This is a genomic window from Achromobacter sp. (assembly GCF_050285585.1).
Classification (GTDB): domain Bacteria; phylum Pseudomonadota; class Gammaproteobacteria; order Burkholderiales; family Burkholderiaceae_B; genus Achromobacter.
Window position 1 is genome coordinate 1 of sequence record NZ_JBLZXF010000044.1, and the last position, 16,036, is coordinate 16,036.

Below are 16,036 nucleotides of genomic sequence, written 5' to 3' on the forward strand. Positions count from 1 at the left end.
AGGTCGAGAGTCATAGCGGCTCAGCTTTTAAGGGTTGATCAAACAGAAGTATGCACAAAATGGGCGATGCGCTCGGCTGCCTGCACGCAGTCAGCCAAAGGCGCCACCAAGGCAATGCGGATGCGGCCCTGGCCCGGATTCACGCCGTGCGCCTCCCGCGCCAGGAAACTGCCCGGCAGCACGGTAACACCAGTCCGGCCGTAAAGGTCGCGCGCGAACGCCGTGTCCGAGCCCGGCGTGGCCGCCCACAGGTAGAACGAGGCTTGCGGACGGGAGACGTCGAGCACGTTCTGCAGGATGGGCACCACGGCGTCGAACTTCTCGCGGTACAGGCGGCGGTTGTCTTTCACGTGCGCTTCGTCCGTCCAGGCGGCGATGCTCGCCGCGGAGACGAGCGGGCTCATCGCGCTGCCATGATACGTACGGTACAGCAGGAAACGGCCGATCAGCGCGGCGTCGCCCGCGACGAAGCCGGAACGCAGGCCGGGCACGTTGGAACGCTTGGACAGGCTGGAGAAGGCCACCAGATTGCGGTAGTCGTCCCGGCCCAGGCGGCGCGCCGCCTGCAGGCCGCCCAGCGGAGGATTGCCTTCGTCCAGGTAGATCTCGGAATAGCACTCGTCGGAGACGATCACGAAGCCGTGGCGGTCGGAAAGCTCGAAGAGCGTCTTCCATTCCTCCAGCGACATCACGTTGCCGGCCGGATTGCCCGGCGAGCACACGAATACCATGCGCGCCTTCTTCCAGACGCCCGCCGGGACCTGGCCCCAGTCGCTGCCGAAATTGCGCACCGGATCGGCATTCACGAAATAGGGCGTGGCGCCGGCCAGCAAGGCGGCGCCTTCGTATATCTGATAAAAAGGATTTGGGCAGATCACGACCGACCCCGCGGACGGGTCGATCACCGTCTGCGTGAAGGCGAACAGCGCCTCGCGCGAGCCCAGCGCCGGCAGTACCTGGGTTTCGGGGTCGGGCGCCGGTATGCTGTAGCGGCGCGCCAGCCACGCCGAGATCGCCCGGCGCAGGGCCGGATCGCCCTTGGTGGACGGATAGACGGACAGGCCGGCGAGATTGTCGCGGATCGCCTGCCCGATGCGCTCCGGCGCGGCGTGCTTGGGCTCGCCGATCGACAAATTGATAGGCGTCAGGCCGTCCGGCTGCTGGGCGGCCGAAGCCAGCAAGGCCCGCAGTTTTTCGAACGGGTAGGGGTGTAGGGCATCGAGGCGCGGATTCATGACGCAAGATTTTAACAAGCAAGCTACAATAGCGGGCTTGGCTTTGCGAAGGTGGCGAAATTGGTAGACGCACCAGGTTTAGGTCCTGACGCCGTAACAGGTGTAGGGGTTCGAGTCCCCTCCTTCGCACCAACTTATTGAGAATCGTTGATGGGCCGATTCAAAGCCTTTCAAATCAACGGTTTGGCGGGGCCGCTGGGCGCCGGTTGACTGCAAAACAGCAATAATTCGCAGTCTTCGGCCCCGGGCCGCCCGCCGGTTTTGCCAGTAGGGATGTCCGGCGGCGTTCCGCCTTCTACGCGACGGCGCTCCTGCGGCCTGTGCGTAAACCCCTATTAAAAATCCGTGTACGGTGCCGTATTGACCCTATATATTTCGCCTCTACTTGGTGAGGAGTCGTCATGGTCGGCAGGAATTGTCATCGCGCGGGGCGGGTAAGCCAGGCGATTTTCCTTTTGTATGCGGCGAACTGCAGCTATTCCGCGTATGCCCAATCCGTCGTTGGTGTGGGCGATGTTTCGTCCGGGATTCAGAGTCCTCACTGGGTGGTCGGGGGTGACCTGATCGTCGGAGATTCGTCCACCGGGACGTTGACCATCGGCGCCGGCGGCACGGTGGTCAACGATTGGGGTGTGGTCGGCAATTCCAATGGCGGAGTCGGTACCTTGACGGTGACGGGCCGTGACGCCGGCGGCGCGGCGTCGACCTGGACGAGTCAGGCGCCGGTCCATATCGGCAGTGGATCGGGCAGCAATGGCACGCTCTGGGTGCTCGACGGGGCTTTGGCGCAAGGACAGTCCGCCGCTATCGGCGTCGATGGCGGCAGCACCGGAAACGTAACCGTTTCCGGTATCGGGTCAGTCTGGCAACTTTCCACGGTCTACTCATTCCAGGTCGGCGCGAGCGGCAGCGGAACGCTGCGGATCGACAATGGCGGCGCCGTGCATAGCGGCCAGGGCATGATCGGCTGGCTCGCCGGCAGCGATGGACGCGTTACGGTATCGGGCCCGCAAACCCTCTGGGACCCGCTGAACAATATCTACGTCGGTTTCGAGGGCACTGGGGACCTGAATATCCAGGACGGCGCGACCGTTCATACACAAGGGCCGAGCGGGCCGGCTTCCGCGGCATCGATCTACATCGGGATGAATCCGGGAGGCGTCGGCACGGTGACCGTGTCCAGCGGGACGGCCGAGACGTCGACGCTCACGGCGTCCGACCGCATCCAAATCGGCTCAGGCGGCGACGGCGTGCTGACGATCGCCAAAGGCGGCTTGGTGGGCGTCGCCAGAGACGCCTGGATCGCCCTCGAAAGCGGCTCCTCCGGAACGCTGAACCTGACCGGCGACGCCAGCGGCCGCGGCGTGCTCGAAACAGGTTCCGTCATCAAGGGCCCGGGCAACGCGGCGCTCAACCTGGACGGCGGCATCCTGCGCGCCAACCGCAATGAGACCGACTTCCTGAAGGGCTTCGCCACGCAGGCGGTGGGAGGCGGCGGCGCCTGGTTTGACACGAATGCCCATGAAGTGGGCGTGGCGACGGCCTTTTCGGGTACGTCCAGCCTGAACAAGCTGGGGGCGGGGACGCTGACGCTTTCGGGCGACAGCTCGGCGTTCACGGGCAACACCGATATCCAGGCCGGCACGCTGCAGGTCGATGGCATCCTGGGCGGGCCCGTGAATGTGCTTGCGGGGGCGCGGATGACCGGCACGGGACGGGTCGGCTCGACGGTCAACAAGGGAGTCATCGCGCCCGGCCCGCGCAGCGGCTTCGGCACCCTGACGATCGCCGGCGACTATGCGGCCCAGGGCGGCGGCCTGGAAATCCGCACGCAGCTTGGCGCCGACGATTCGCCGACCGATAAGCTGGTGATCACCGGCGCCAGCTCCGGCACGACACCGGTCACGGTGAAGAACATGGGAGGCGCTGGCGCGTTGACCCAGCGGGGCATTCGGGTCGTGCAGGTCAATGGGGTCTCGGCGGGCCAATTCAACCTGGCCAACGGCGATTACGTCATCGACGGGCGTCCGGCGCTGGTGGCCGGCGCCTATGGCTATGTGCTGCAGCAGGATCCCGCCGACGGCGGTTGGTATCTGAGGTCGTCCCTGACCGATCCCGGTCCGCCGCAAGACACAGGCGGTTCGCCGGACGCCGGCCAGCCTCTGCTCTATCAGCCGGGCGTGCCGGTCTATGAAGCCTACGCCAACACACTGCTTCACTTGAGCAAGCTTCCCACCTTGCGCCAGCGGGTCGGCAATCGCCTGTATGACCCGGCGGACGCCGGCCGCAACGGCATATGGAGCCGCGTGGAGGGCGCGACGGGCCGGCTCGATCCTTCCGCTTCCACCACCGGCGAACGCCAGGACATCGACAGCTGGAAGGCGCAATTCGGCGTCGACCGTATCCTGGCCGGCGAGCAAGGCGGTTCCCGCCTGGTGGGCGGGTTGGCCGTGCACTACGGCAAGGCCGACACGCGCGTGTCGTCGGCGTATGGCAACGGCACGATCGATACCACCGCCTATGGCCTGACGCCGACGCTCACCTGGTACGGCAGGGACGGCGTCTACATCGACACCCAGGCCCAGGCGACGTGGTTCGACAGCAGCCTGAACTCGCGATCGGCGGGCAAGCTGGAGAATGGCCGCAAGGCGCACAGCTACGGACTTGCCATCGAGGCGGGCAAGGCTTTCGGATTGCGGGAGGGGCTGGCCCTGGTCCCGCAGGCGCAGCTGACGTATGCATCGACCCGCTTCGACCGCTTCAGCGACAAATTCGGCGCGCGCGTCGAAGACGCCAAGGGCGACAGCTTGCTGGGCCGCGTCGGCATCGCGCTGGACTACAGGCCGGATTGGCGCGCGGCCGGCGCAGACCAGGGATCGAGCCTCTATGGCGCCGTCAACCTGAAGCATGAATTCCTGGATGGGACGCGGATAGAGGTTTCCGGAGTGCCGGTAGCCAGCCGCATGTCGCGCACCTGGGGCAGCCTGGGAGTGGGGGCCAATTACGGCTGGGGATCCCGCTATGCCCTATACGGCGAGGTCGATGCCGATGTCGATTTCTCCGGCAGCTATGTCGTTACCGCCACCGCGGGTTTCAGGATGATGTTCTAGGCGGAGATGGAGGCGTTCCGTTCGCTCCGGCCTGCCGACGGCCGTGGATTTCTTTTCGGATCGGGTCTGCATGTCGAATCATTGCGCCGCACCCCGCCGTTTAGGGTATACGCCAGTGCGAAACAAGCCCTTTTTGCTATATCGTCGCGCTCTTCGGCCCCCCATGGCGTGATCGCGGGCAGGCCGCCGGCGCCAGCCTGATCGGGCGGCGCCCATGCGTTAGCTGCAACTGGCGCTCCCCGCGGACGGGGACGTGCCCGGATTCGCCGTGCTGCACACACCCGGAAACTGACTGTCCATTCGCGTTCCTTGCGAGGTGAGCCGTGCATGAACTGCTGGCCGACTGGTGCGAAATGCTGAATGCGTTGCTGCGGGACGTGGCCGATACCCAGGCCACGGCGGAAGCGCGCGACAATGCGCTGCGCCACGCCCATCGGCATTCCTGCCAAGCCCCCATCTGTTTCCGGATGTCGGGCGCGACGATCGGCCATCTGGCCGAAACGCTGAACTGTGCCGTGCGCGCCTCTTGCGCCAGGCACGACAACGCCGCCTGGATACGGGCGCTGGACCGGGCCTACGCGCAGTTCCTGCAATACCTGATCCGGGACGTGGAGCGCTGGTCGAGCGGCGGCCCGGACGGGAACACGATCTGCGGCCAGCCGCCGCGCTCCCATCCGGGCCGGCCGGCTTAGTTCGATGCGCGGTTCGCGCCTCGTCCCCGCCGCTTTTCCGTCCGGACCTGCGTATCGCGGCCTTGCTCGATATCCCGCTGGATGGCGGCGTGCACCTTGGCGCGGCTCGCCTCTATCCGGTGCGCGCACGACCAGCCGCGCTGGCTGGCGACGACAAGCTTGCGATCCAGTTCCTGGTGCCGGCGGCGCTTGCTTTCGGTGGACATGGTGCTGAGTTCCTGGTCGGTGATTAACCGCATGTGACGCTCCTTGAGTCGGTCGATGGGTGTGTCGGCCTCTTGACGGGTCCGCACGAAGAAAGTCCTCGCGGCGCATTCGGCCGCGAAAGACAGGAAACGGGCAAAGAGGGGGAGGGAGAGCCGGACGGCCGGTTCCGCAGGGAACGGCCGCGGCTAGTCGCTACCGCATGGCGGCGGACGCAATCGCGCTTGGGATGTTGTGCGGGGCGGAGGCGGACGGCAAGGCGGCAGCGGGCCGTGCTGCGTCATGGATAGACGGCACCCGCTTGTTTTGATGAAGAGGATTCATGTCCTGGACATCAGACACCGCGCGCACTCCTACCGCGGACGCGGCCGCGGGCTGTGCGCGGCCGGCCGGATGTGGCCCTGCGTGGCAGGGCCGTACTGTTCGAATGGGCCGTAGTGTGCCTGTTTAAATATATATTGCAAGCCGATGCGCGGGCGGGGGCGGCGGACGCGTTCTTCAGGGGCGGTGGAGTCTTGGTGTTTTTCCTCCTTGACACTCCCTGCGATAGTCCATAAAGTCACCGCACAGATCTAGATAAAAGACCATCTGTAAGATGGTCTTTTATCGCGTGCACGTTGCGTCGACCTCTTACAGAAATAATTCCAAGAGGAGACAACAGTGCAATCATCGACCGTCAAAATACGTGGCATCGACGATGTCATCGCCTTCATCGATTCGCGCCCGGGCATCGCGGGCAAGGCAGGCCTCATCTGGTGGCTCGCGCTGGGCGGATTGTTTCTCGACGCATTCGCGAACTCGGCGCTGAGCGCGGGCCTGGGCCCGATGACGCGCGACCTGGCGCTCACGGCGAAGCAGGTCGCGCTGATGACGTCGTTCGCCTCCTGGGTCGCGATCGCCTTCAACCCGATCGGCGGGTGGATGGCTGACCGGTGGGGCCGCATCCGGCCGTTGATCATCGCCAAGCTGCTGGCCGTGATCGGCGCCGTGCTCGTGGTGTTTGCGCCGTCGTTCGAGGTCATTCTCGCGGGCCGCTTCTTCGTGGGCGCCGCCTATGGCATCGACTTCGCCATCGCGATGGCGGTCCTGGCGGAGTTCACGCCGGTCAAGCTCAAGAGCCGCCTGAATACCTGGCAGGGCATGTGGTACACGGCCGTGTGCACGAACCTGCTGCTGGCGCTGCTGTTTTTCTCGTGGGACGTGGGCGATTCGATCTGGCGCTACTCGGTCGCGGCCACCGCCATCTTCGCCATCGTCATCCTCGTGCTGCAGCTGACGTACATGGTGGAAAGCCCCATCTGGCTCGCCCGCAAGGAGCGCGTCGTGGAAGCGGCCGCGGCGATGACCCGCATCTACGGGCAGAGCTTCGCCGCCGCGCCCGTCGAGGAGCGCGTGCCGGTCATGAACCAGGCGCGGCGCGGCCTGGCCAATGTGCTGCTGATCTTCCGCGGCGTATACCTGCCCCGCACGATACTGGCCGCCACCGTGCAGATCGGCCAATCGATCCAGTACTTCGCCGTGGGCTGGTACCTGCCCCTGATCAGCGCGGCGCTGTTCGGCAAGGATTTCGTCTACGCGACGATCGGCGCGCTGGTGTTCAACGTCTTCGGTATCTTCGGCGGCTTTCTGTCGCCTTATGTCGGCCGCAAGCTCGGCCTGCGGCGCGCCTCGGCCTTCGGGTTCGCCGCCGTGTTCCTGATGCTGCTGATCCTGGGCACCTTCCACGGCAGGATGCCCCTGTGGCTGGCGGTCGTCGTGCCGTCGCTGTTCATCCTGTTCCACTCGGGCGGCCCGGGCGCCAACGGCAAGAGCCTGTCGTCGCTGTCTTTCCGCGGAGAGCTGCGCGCCGGCGCGAACGGCATCATCGGCGCGCTGGGCTCCATCGGCGCGGCGGTCGGGTTGCTGGTGTTTCCCATCTTCCGCGAGAACTACGGCCTGGAAAAGACATTCCTGATCCTGTCGATCGTTCCCCTGGTGGCCAGCATCATCTGCTTCGTGATCCGGTGGGATCCGACGCGCACCACCATCAACCCGGATACCGAGGCCGGCGCCCCGCAATTCAAGGACGACGCGGCGCCGTCCACCCTGGACCCCGCTATCGGAAAAGCCGCGCGATGACGACAGATAACGTGATTCTGGCCATAGACGAGGGCACCTCCGGCACCCGCGCGGCGACGGTGTCGGCCGACGGCCACGTCTCTTGCCTCGAGTATGTGCCCTTGCAGGTGCAGACGCCCCGGCCCGGCGTGGTCGAGCAGGACGCCGACGTCATCCTGGAGAAGACGGTCGAGGTATGCCGCGGCGCGATCGCGCGGTCGCAGCGGGAGGGGCAGCGGATCGTCGCGCTGGCCATCGCCACGCAGCGCGCGACCGCCGTGTTGTGGGACACGCGCAGCGGCCGGGCGCTGGTGCCGGCCATGGTGTGGCAGGACACGCGCTACGTGGACGAACTGGACCGCCTGGCGCCGCAATGGGACCAATCCCTGCTGGCGCACGTGGGGCGCCCGGTGGGGGTGCGTTCGCTCTATCTCTGGGCCGCGCACCACCTCCTGGAGACGCCGCAGGTGGCCGACGCCTGGCGCGAGCGGCGCCTCGCTTTCGGCACCGTCGACAGCTGGCTGCTGTGGCATTTCTCGCAGCGGCGCGCATGCGTCACGACCCCCACCAACGCCACGTCCGCCGGCGCCTATGTGCTGGCCGGGCACCGCTACTACCTGGATTGGCTGGCGACGCTGGGCTTTCCCGCAGAGCTGCTGCCGGGCCTGCGCCAGGACGCCGACGACTTCGGGCGCACGCGTAAAGACGTGCTGGGCATCGACGTGCCGATCCTGGCCTCCGCGGGCGACCAGCACGCGGGCGCCGTCGGGCTGGGCTGCCTGGACCGGGGGCAGGCCATGTGCGTGCACGGCACGGGCAGCTTCGTCGACCTCATCATCGGTCCCGAGCCGCCGGTGAATTCCGGCCGGTTCGAGGGGTCGCTGACGATGACGGCGCGCCGCCAGGGCGGCGTTTCGCATTTCGCCGTCGAGACTTTCGTCGCGACGACCGGCTCCGCGCTGAACTGGGTCTGCGAAAAGCTGAAGTGGTTCAAGGATGCGCGCGAGATCAGCGCGCTGGCGGCCACCGTCGATTCGTCGCGCGGGGTGACTTTCGTGCCGGCCCTGACGGGCTTGCGCGTCCCCAGGATGGAAGCCGCCGCGCGCGCGTCGCTGACGGGGGTGTCGATGGCCACCACGCAGGCCGAGGTGGCCTACGCCATCCTGGAAGGCATCGCGCATTCGGTCGCCAGCTGCATCGAGGCCGACGAGGAAGTGTCCGGCGTGCGCGTGCGCGAGCTGGTCGTGGGCGGAGGGCTCTCCGGCAGCGATGCGCTCCTGCAGATCCAGGCGGACCTGATCGGCATTCCCATTCGCCGCATGCAGGAGGCCGACCGCGCGAGCCTGCGCGGCGCGGCGTTCCTGGCCGGATCGTCGGGCCTGCTGTGGGACTCGCTGCAGGAGGCGCGCACGACGACGGTGACCGACGCGGTATTCGAGCCGCTGCTGGACGAGGCCGAAAGAGCGCGGCGGCGCGGGCTGTGGCATTCGCGCGTCGCGTCGGAGCTGGAACACGCGGGGCAATTCAAGCAGGAAAAAGAGGAGGTCTTGGAAAAATGATCGGGTGGCTATCGAGAAAGCCCAGGAAGGACCGGGCTGAAATGACCCGCACCGAACCCTTGCGCCTGAATCGGCAGGAACAGCTGGACCGGCTGGAATCCGAGCATTTCGACATCATCATCGTCGGAGGCGGCATCACGGGCGTCTACGCGGCGCTGGACGCGAGCCTGCGCGGATACCGCGCTGCCGTCATCGAGAAAGACGATTTCGCCTCGGGCACGTCTTCCAAATCCTCGAAGATGGTGCACGGCGGCCTGCGCTACATCGAGCAGGGCAATCTCGGCCTCGTGCGCCATTCGCTGCACGAACGCCAGCGCTTGCGCCGCAATGCCCGCCACCTGGTGCAGCGGCTGCCGTTCCTTTTCCCGATCCTGGAAAAGGATGGCGTGTTCGACAAGCGCCTGTCCAAGGCATTTGAAAGCCTGCTGTGGACCTACGACGTGGCGGGCGGCTGGCGCGAGGGCATCCTGCACCAGAAGCTGACGCCGGCCGAGGTGCTGTCGCATTGCCCGACCTTCAGGGAAGAGGGGCTGCTGGGCGGCTTCCTGTATTTCGATGCGCGCGTGGACGACGCGCGCTTGACGCTGGCCGTCGCGCGCACCGCCGCCTTCCATGGCGCGGCCGTCGTCAACCACGCCAAGGCCGTGGAAATCACGCGCAACGAACATGGCAAGGTCGATGGCGTCGTCATCCAGGCCGGCCAGCGCGAGATACGCGCGCGCGCCGGGGTGGTCGTCATGGCGACGGGCGTGTGGCTGCGCGATTGGAACGGCGCGAAGCAGGGCGACGCCTCGGCGCTGCACGTGCGCCCGGCCAAGGGCGTGCACGTGGCCGTGCCGTGGCTGAAGGTGCGCAACGATTGCACCGTGACCATTCCCGTTCCCGGCCGCAGCCGCCGCGCCACCATCACGCGTTGGGGCAACCTGTCGTACCTGGGCACCACGGATGAAGACTACGAAGGCGATCTGGACGACGTGCACTGCACGCGCCGCGAGCTGGATTTCCTGCTGGAGGGCGCCCGGTCCGCGTTGAAGGTGGACCTGCGCCCCGAGGACGCCGTGGGCAGCATCGCCGGGTGCCGGCCGCTGGTCGCGCCGCCAGGGGGAAAGACCCTGGAGATCAAGCGCAACCACGTCATACGCGTGGCGGAGGACGGCCTGGTCACGGTCGTCGGCGGCAAGCTCACGACATCGCGCCACATGGCGGAGCAGACGATCGACGCCGCGCAGCAGGTCATCGGCAAGACCGGCAAGTGCCAGACCCGCCGCGCCTATCTGCTGGGCGCCGCGGGCTACGACCCGCAGGCCATCGTGGCCTCGGGCGGCCTGTCTGCGCATCTGGGCGAGCGCTACGGCACCGAGGCGCGTTTCGTCAGCGACATCATGGAGCAGGCGCCAGCGCTGCAGACGCCCATCGTCGAGGGCTTGCCCTACACCGAGGCGGAGGTCGTCTATGCGGCGCGGCACGAACTGGCCGGCAGCGTCGAAGACGTGCTGTCGCGCCGCATGCGGGCGCGCCTGATGGCGCGCGACGCGTCGGCCCGCGCGGCCGCGCGGGTCGGCCAGATACTGCAGGCCGAGCTCGGATTGCCGGAAGACCTTATCGCGCGGCAGGTCAGCGACTACCTCGCCGCCATCAAGCATGAAAAGTCCATACTCATGGGAGACCAGTAAATGATCAGTAAAGAAGCCATCAAGCGCGGCTACAACCGCGGCAAATACGTGGTCGGCGCGCACACGCCGCCGGCCTACGCCGCGACAGTGGCCCAGGCGGGAACCGAAGCCGGCCTGCAGCGCGATCCGGTGAGCGTGTCCGCCGAGCGCGTGCAGGCCCTGCGCGCCGTGTCGGACGAGGTGCTGACCGCCACGGCGGACGTGGTCGCCTGGACCCGCGACTGGTGGGCGGGCTCGATGATGACGGAGACCGCCGGCAGGCCCGCGACGCCGCAGGCGGTCATCGTCAGGGTGTCCACGGTCGAGCAGGTGCAGGCAGTGATGCGCATCGCGAACGCAGCCGCGATACCGGTGACCGTGTCGGCGGGCCGCAGCAACGTGACGGGCGCGGCGTTGCCCGTGCGCGGCGGCATCGTGCTGGACGTCTGCCAGCTGAACAGGCTGATCGGCGTGGACCGCGAAAGCCAGATCGTGGAAGTCGAGGCCGGCATGTTCGGCGATGTGTTCGAGCAGACCATCCAGGGCGAGTACGGCCTGACGATGGGGCACTGGCCGTCATCGTTCGGCATCAGCACGGTGGGCGGCTGGGTCGCCTGCCGCGGCGCGGGGCAGCTGTCCACCCGCTACGGCAAGATCGAGGACATGGTGTTCGGCATGGACGTAGTGCTGGCCGACGGCAGCCTGGTCACGGTCGGGGGGTATTCGCGCGCCGCGCTGGGATCGGACCTGCAGCAGATATTCATCGGTTCGGAGGGCACCTTGGGCGTCATCGTGCGCGTGCGCCTGAAGCTGCATCGGCTGCCGGACTATGGCCGCGCCATCGCCTATGGCTTCAAGACCTTCGCCATCGGGCTGGATGCCTGCCGTGAAATCATGCAGCGCGGCGCGAATCCGGCGGCGCTGCGCCTGTACGACGAATTGGAAAGCGGCGTGCAGTTCAACCGTCCGGATCTCAATGTGCTGCTGGTTGCCGACGAAGGCGCGCGCCAGATCGTGGACGCGGTCATGGAGATCAGCGAAGGCGTATGCGAGGAACTGGGCGAGAAGCTCGACGGCGCGGCGATCTTCGAACGGTGGCTGGATACGCGCTATCTCACCGGCAAGAGCGCCGAAGGCTTCAAGCGCAGCCCGGGTTTCGTCGCCGACACGCTGGAAATGGCGGGCCGCTGGAGCGATCTGCCGGCGATCTACGACGAAGTGGTGAGCGCCATCAACGCGGTGCCGGGCACGCTGGCCGGCTCGGCGCACCAATCGCACGCCTACGTCGACGGCGCCTGCCTGTATTTTTCGCTGCGCGGCGAGGTGGAGGTGGAGAACCGCGCCAAGTGGTACCGCCAGGCCTGGGACGCCGCCAACGCGGTGCTGATTAAATACAATGCGGCTCTCAGCCACCACCACGGCGTCGGCCTGTTGCGCGCGCCGTACATGGCAGCGTCGCTGGGCAGCGGATTCCAGGTGCTGCGCACGCTCAAGCGCACGCTGGACCCGCAGAACATCCTCAACCCAGGAAAGCTCGGCCTGAGCGACGAGCTCTCCCACGACCAGGGCAAGCGATAACCATGGACAGATCATTCGGGGCATGCCTGGCGCGCCACCCGGTCATTGCGACGCTGTACGGGGTTGAGCAGATCAACACCTTCGTCGGCAGCGTCGCCGAGATCGGCATCGTCGCCAATGTGGAGCTGCGCAAGCTTGCTCCGGTGATCTCCGCGCTGAACCGGGCGGGGAAGTTCGCCATCGTCAATATCGACAGCTGCGAAGGCCTGTCGCAGGACAAGGGCGGCGTCGAGTACCTGGCCGATATCGGCGTGGCCAGCCTGGTGTCCACCCGGGTGGCGACCATCCAGCGGGCCAACCGCGCGGGCATGGTGACCATGCAGAAGGTCTTCGTCACCGACCGTTCGACCTGGCCCCGCAGCGTGAAGGCGCTGGAGCAGAGCGATCCCAACCTGGTGCAGCTGATGCCCGCGGCGATGCTTGCGCACATGGCCCCGCAGGACCTGAAAGCCCTGCCGCCCATCGTTGCCTCGGGCTTCGTCTGCAACGAAGCCGACGTGGGCGCGGCCATGCGGCACGGCGCGGTGGGAGTGTCGACCAGCGATCACGCCCTGTGGAGCCTGGATCCGAAGCAGCTCAGGCCTTAGGGTGGACGGGCGCTAAGCCATCCGGACGATCCCGGCGGCGGGCCGGCGACGTTATCTTGCCGGAGGCAGGGACGCCGGCGCCTGGCCGCGCACAAGAAATGTCAAGATTTGCATTGCTTTAACGTTGCCGTTCCCGCGTCGCGATACCGTTGGGTTTTCGTTTTTTGGGGAGTGGAAATGTACTCGCTATCGAAGCGTTGCGGCGCGGAGTTCTTTGGCACATTCTGGCTGGTACTGGGCGGCTGCGGAGCCGCGGTGCTGGCGGCGGGCTTCCCGGACCTGGGGATCGGGTTCGCGGGCGTGGCCCTGGCTTTCGGCCTGACGGTGCTGACCATGGCGTTCGCGGTGGGACACATCTCGGGGGGGCACTTCAATCCGGCCGTCACGGTCGGCCTGGTGGCGGGCGGACGTTTTCCCGCCAAGGAAATCGCGCCCTACGTGATTGCGCAGGTGCTGGGCGCGATCGCGGCGGCCGCGGTGCTGGCGTGCATCGCCAGCGGCAAGCTGGGCTTCGATCTCAAGGCCAGCCATTTCGCGGCCAACGGCTACGGCGAGTATTCGCCGGGCAAGTATTCGATGGCGTCCGCGCTGGTGTCGGAAATCGTCATGACCGCGGGCTTCCTGTTCGTGATCCTGGGCGCCACCAGCAAGCGCGCGCCCGCCGGTTTCGCGGCAATCCCGATCGGCCTTGCGCTCACCCTCATCCATTTGGTCAGCATCCCGGTCACGAATACGTCGGTCAATCCGGCCCGTTCCACCGGCCCCGCGCTGTTCGTGGGAGGCTGGGCGCTGGAGCAATTGTGGCTGTTCTGGGTCGCGCCTATCGTCGGCGCGATCATCGGCGCCATCGCCTACCGGCTGGTGAGCGACTCCTCGCAGGAGTAGGGCGGGCACCCGGGGCTCCGGGAGCGGGCGATAATAGGGCCGGGCCGATTCCTCCGATGTTGGCCCGCCGGCCCCTCCCGGGAAGAACAAGAAGCAAGTAGCCCCAATGAATGAGTTTTCCATCGCCATCCACCTTACGCTCGCCATGCTGCTGGGCGCCGCCGTCGGCCTCGAGCGCCAGTGGCGGCAGAATTACGCGGGCGTCGTCACGCACGCGCTGGTCGCCCTGGGCGCGGCCGCCTACACCGCCTTGCCTGCGCTGCTGGACGCCAGCAACGATATGCGCCTGGGCAGCCAGGTCGTGACGGGCATCGGCTTCCTGGGCGCGGGCCTGATCATGCGCGACGGCCTGACCATCCGCGGGCTCAGCGCCGCCGCCACCATCTGGGCCACCGGCGCGGTCGGCGTGCTGGCGGGCTACGGATTCCTGGCCGAGTCGGGCGCGGTAACCGCCTTGATCCTGGTGACGAACGTGGTGCTGCGGGGCGGCGCCAGGCTGGTGGACCGCTACGTGCCCGAGGCGGAAACGGAAGAGCGCTACTACAACATCGCCCTGACCTGCGCCTCGGCGGACGAAGCGCTGATGCGGGCGGAACTGCTGAATTCCCTCGCCAGGCACAGCCTGCGCCTGCGCGGCGTGGAAAGCCAGCAGCGGGACGGCGGCCGCTCGGAAGTGACCGCGGTGGTCTATTCGATGCGCCAGGAGGACGAGCGCGTGGAAAAACTGGTGGGCAGCCTGAGCCTGCTTCCCCAGACCTTTTCCGCGAGCTGGACGTCCGATACCGGCAACGCCTGACCTCCCGGGAGGCAATCAGGACGCCGTAAGTCTGATCTCAATACGCTTGCAGACCGTATTCCAGACCATGAGCGCAGCCTGTGACCCCATCTTCCTCCGCCGCGGCGCCGGCTGATCTCGCCCACTATGACCGGGCCACCATTGCGCTCCACTGGCTGACCGCCTTGCTGGTCGTGGGGTTGTTCGCGCTGGCCGAAACCTGGAGTTTCCTGCCGCGCGGCACCCCGACGCGGCGCCTGCTGCAGTCGCTGCACATTTCGTTCGGCCTGGTGTTCGCCGCCGTGTTCGTGCTGCGCGCCGTCTGGCGTCTGAGCGCGGGCAGGCGCTTGCCGCCGGCCGCGGGCGGCTGGCGGCGCGTCGCCAGCACAGGCATGCACGCGTTGCTGTATGCGCTGATGGCCGCGCAGATCGTGCTGGGCTTCCTGTTCCGCTGGGCGCAGGGCGAGCCGTTCGCCTTTTTCGGCCTGTTCGACGTGCCCACCCTGATTCCCATCGATCGCGAGCAACGCCGCTTCATCGGCGGGCTGCACGATACCGTGGCGTGGACGATCGTCGTGCTGGCGCTCCTGCACGCGCTGGCCGGGCTTTTCCATCATTACTTCCTGCGCGACGGCGTGCTGCGCCGCATGCTTTCAAGCCGTTGAGCCGGGCTGGCTGTCCCCGGAACGTGATGGGCGGGCGGGGCAGGTTGTACATTACGGACTATCACCTGCTTCATTTCTACAGGATTCACCCGTCATGACCGCCCCAGAAGTCGTTATCACTCCCTCGATCAGCTGCGCGAACGATCGGCCCTTCGTGCTGTTCGGCGGCATCAATGTGCTGGAATCCCGGGACCTGGCCCTGCGCGCCTGCGAGGAATACCAGCGCGTGACGAGCAAGCTGGGAATCCCCTACGTCTTCAAGGCGTCCTTCGACAAGGCCAACCGTTCCTCCATCCATTCCTACCGCGGTCCGGGGCTGGAAGAGGGCATGCGGATCTTCGAAGAGGTCAAGAAGACCTTCGGCGTGCCGGTCATTACCGACGTGCACGAGCCCTGGCAGGCCGCCCCGGTGGCCGAGGTCGTCGACATCCTGCAGCTTCCCGCCTTCCTGGCCCGGCAGACCGACCTGGTGGTGGCGCTGGCAAAGACGCAGCGCGTGATCAACATCAAGAAGCCCCAGTTCCTCAGCCCGACCCAGGTGTTGAACATCGTCGAGAAGTTCACCGAGGCCGGCAACGGCAAGCTGATCCTGTGCGACCGGGGCACCTGCTTCGGCTATGACAACCTGGTCGTGGACATGCTGGGGTTCGGCGTGATGAAGAAGGTGTCCGGCAACCGTCCGCTGATTTTCGACGTGACGCACGCCTTGCAGCAGCGTTCGGCGCTGGATGCCGCGTCGGGCGGCCGCCGCGAACAGGTGGCCGAACTGGCCCGCGCCGGCATGGCGGTGGGGCTGGCGGGCCTGTTCCTCGAAGCCCACCCCGATCCCAAGAACGCGAAGTGCGACGGCCCCAGCGCCTTGCCGCTGGACAAACTGGAGCCTTTCCTCACCCAGCTCAAGAGGCTGGACGACTTGGTGAAGTCCTTTGCCCCGATCGACATCGAGCCCTGAACGCGGCGGTCATGATGGCCGCATCAAGTTGTTATACGATCCAGG

General features: G+C 66.7%; 13 protein-coding genes and 1 tRNA gene. 12 read left to right on the plus strand and 2 right to left on the minus strand.

From position 1 onward, the window contains the following. Positions 1 to 38: 38 nt before the first annotated feature. On the minus strand, positions 39 to 1,235 hold the full coding sequence (gene dapC / locus ACN6PJ_RS28535) for a succinyldiaminopimelate transaminase (protein WP_427999097.1): 1,197 nt from the start codon (positions 1,233 to 1,235) through the stop codon (positions 39 to 41). A gap of 45 nt (positions 1,236 to 1,280) precedes the next feature. Between dapC and ACN6PJ_RS28540 the strand changes: the two genes are divergently transcribed. From ACN6PJ_RS28540 to ACN6PJ_RS28550, 3 genes are all read left to right on the plus strand, one after another. Then, positions 1,281 to 1,367, plus strand: a tRNA-Leu gene (locus ACN6PJ_RS28540). Between the two features lie 269 nt (positions 1,368 to 1,636). Then, positions 1,637 to 4,345 (plus strand): autotransporter outer membrane beta-barrel domain-containing protein, encoded by a 2,709-nt coding sequence (locus ACN6PJ_RS28545; protein ID WP_427999098.1) that lies wholly within the window; start codon positions 1,637 to 1,639, stop codon positions 4,343 to 4,345. Positions 4,346 to 4,668: 323 nt separating this feature from the next. Further along, the gene (locus ACN6PJ_RS28550; RefSeq protein WP_427999099.1) at positions 4,669 to 5,037 is read left to right on the plus strand and encodes a hypothetical protein; all 369 of its coding nucleotides are present in this window, start codon (positions 4,669 to 4,671) and stop codon (positions 5,035 to 5,037) included. Here ACN6PJ_RS28550 and ACN6PJ_RS28555 read toward each other — a convergent pair. Continuing rightward, a complete protein-coding gene (locus tag ACN6PJ_RS28555) occupies positions 5,034 to 5,276 on the minus strand; it encodes a toluene tolerance protein (RefSeq protein WP_427999100.1) in 243 nt (80 codons plus the stop codon). The two genes, ACN6PJ_RS28550 and ACN6PJ_RS28555, sit on opposite strands and share 4 nt — an antisense overlap. A 625-nt stretch (positions 5,277 to 5,901) precedes the next feature. Here ACN6PJ_RS28555 and ACN6PJ_RS28560 point away from each other — a divergent pair. From ACN6PJ_RS28560 to kdsA, 9 genes are all read left to right on the plus strand, one after another. Beyond that, positions 5,902 to 7,359, plus strand: coding sequence for an MFS transporter (locus ACN6PJ_RS28560; RefSeq protein WP_427999101.1), 1,458 nt, complete (start codon positions 5,902 to 5,904; stop codon positions 7,357 to 7,359). After that, positions 7,356 to 8,897: an FGGY-family carbohydrate kinase gene (locus tag ACN6PJ_RS28565; protein ID WP_427999102.1), complete on the plus strand. Its 1,542-nt coding sequence runs from the start codon at positions 7,356 to 7,358 to the stop codon at positions 8,895 to 8,897. Before ACN6PJ_RS28560 ends, ACN6PJ_RS28565 begins: the two co-directional genes overlap by 4 nt. After that, entirely contained in the window at positions 8,894 to 10,570 is a 1,677-nt protein-coding gene (locus ACN6PJ_RS28570) for a glycerol-3-phosphate dehydrogenase/oxidase (RefSeq protein ID WP_427999103.1), read from the plus strand. The genes ACN6PJ_RS28565 and ACN6PJ_RS28570 overlap by 4 nt, the downstream gene beginning before the upstream one ends. Further along, the gene (locus tag ACN6PJ_RS28575) at positions 10,571 to 12,127 is read left to right on the plus strand and encodes an FAD-binding oxidoreductase (RefSeq protein WP_427999104.1); all 1,557 of its coding nucleotides are present in this window, start codon (positions 10,571 to 10,573) and stop codon (positions 12,125 to 12,127) included. 2 nt (positions 12,128 to 12,129) lie between these two features. Next, complete coding sequence (locus ACN6PJ_RS28580) at positions 12,130 to 12,714, plus strand: glycerol-3-phosphate responsive antiterminator (RefSeq protein ID WP_427999106.1); 585 nt, start codon at positions 12,130 to 12,132, stop codon at positions 12,712 to 12,714. Between the two features lie 177 nt (positions 12,715 to 12,891). Beyond that, on the plus strand, positions 12,892 to 13,599 hold the full coding sequence (gene aqpZ, locus ACN6PJ_RS28585; protein WP_427999107.1) for an aquaporin Z: 708 nt from the start codon (positions 12,892 to 12,894) through the stop codon (positions 13,597 to 13,599). 106 nt (positions 13,600 to 13,705) lie between these two features. Then, complete coding sequence (locus tag ACN6PJ_RS28590; protein WP_427999108.1) at positions 13,706 to 14,395, plus strand: MgtC/SapB family protein; 690 nt, start codon at positions 13,706 to 13,708, stop codon at positions 14,393 to 14,395. Between the two features lie 80 nt (positions 14,396 to 14,475). Next, positions 14,476 to 15,039, plus strand: coding sequence for a cytochrome b (locus tag ACN6PJ_RS28595; protein WP_427999109.1), 564 nt, complete (start codon positions 14,476 to 14,478; stop codon positions 15,037 to 15,039). A gap of 94 nt (positions 15,040 to 15,133) precedes the next feature. Further along, positions 15,134 to 15,991, plus strand: coding sequence for a 3-deoxy-8-phosphooctulonate synthase (gene kdsA, locus ACN6PJ_RS28600; protein WP_427999110.1), 858 nt, complete (start codon positions 15,134 to 15,136; stop codon positions 15,989 to 15,991). Positions 15,992 to 16,036: the final 45 nt, after the last annotated feature.

Bases quoted from the DNA above. Each gene is read 5' to 3' on its own strand.
- ACN6PJ_RS28580 (WP_427999106.1), top strand. From the start codon at position 12,130: ATGGACAGATCATTCGGGGCATGCCTGGCGCGCCACCCGGTCATTGCG.
- ACN6PJ_RS28570 (WP_427999103.1), top strand. From the start codon at position 8,894: ATGATCGGGTGGCTATCGAGAAAGCCCAGGAAGGACCGGGCTGAAATG.
- dapC (WP_427999097.1), bottom strand. From the start codon at position 1,235: ATGAATCCGCGCCTCGATGCCCTACACCCCTACCCGTTCGAAAAACTG.
- kdsA (WP_427999110.1), top strand. From the start codon at position 15,134: ATGACCGCCCCAGAAGTCGTTATCACTCCCTCGATCAGCTGCGCGAAC.
- ACN6PJ_RS28545 (WP_427999098.1), top strand. From the start codon at position 1,637: ATGGTCGGCAGGAATTGTCATCGCGCGGGGCGGGTAAGCCAGGCGATT.
- ACN6PJ_RS28590 (WP_427999108.1), top strand. From the start codon at position 13,706: ATGAATGAGTTTTCCATCGCCATCCACCTTACGCTCGCCATGCTGCTG.
- aqpZ (WP_427999107.1), top strand. From the start codon at position 12,892: ATGTACTCGCTATCGAAGCGTTGCGGCGCGGAGTTCTTTGGCACATTC.
- ACN6PJ_RS28555 (WP_427999100.1), bottom strand. From the start codon at position 5,276: ATGCGGTTAATCACCGACCAGGAACTCAGCACCATGTCCACCGAAAGC.
- ACN6PJ_RS28565 (WP_427999102.1), top strand. From the start codon at position 7,356: ATGACGACAGATAACGTGATTCTGGCCATAGACGAGGGCACCTCCGGC.
- ACN6PJ_RS28575 (WP_427999104.1), top strand. From the start codon at position 10,571: ATGATCAGTAAAGAAGCCATCAAGCGCGGCTACAACCGCGGCAAATAC.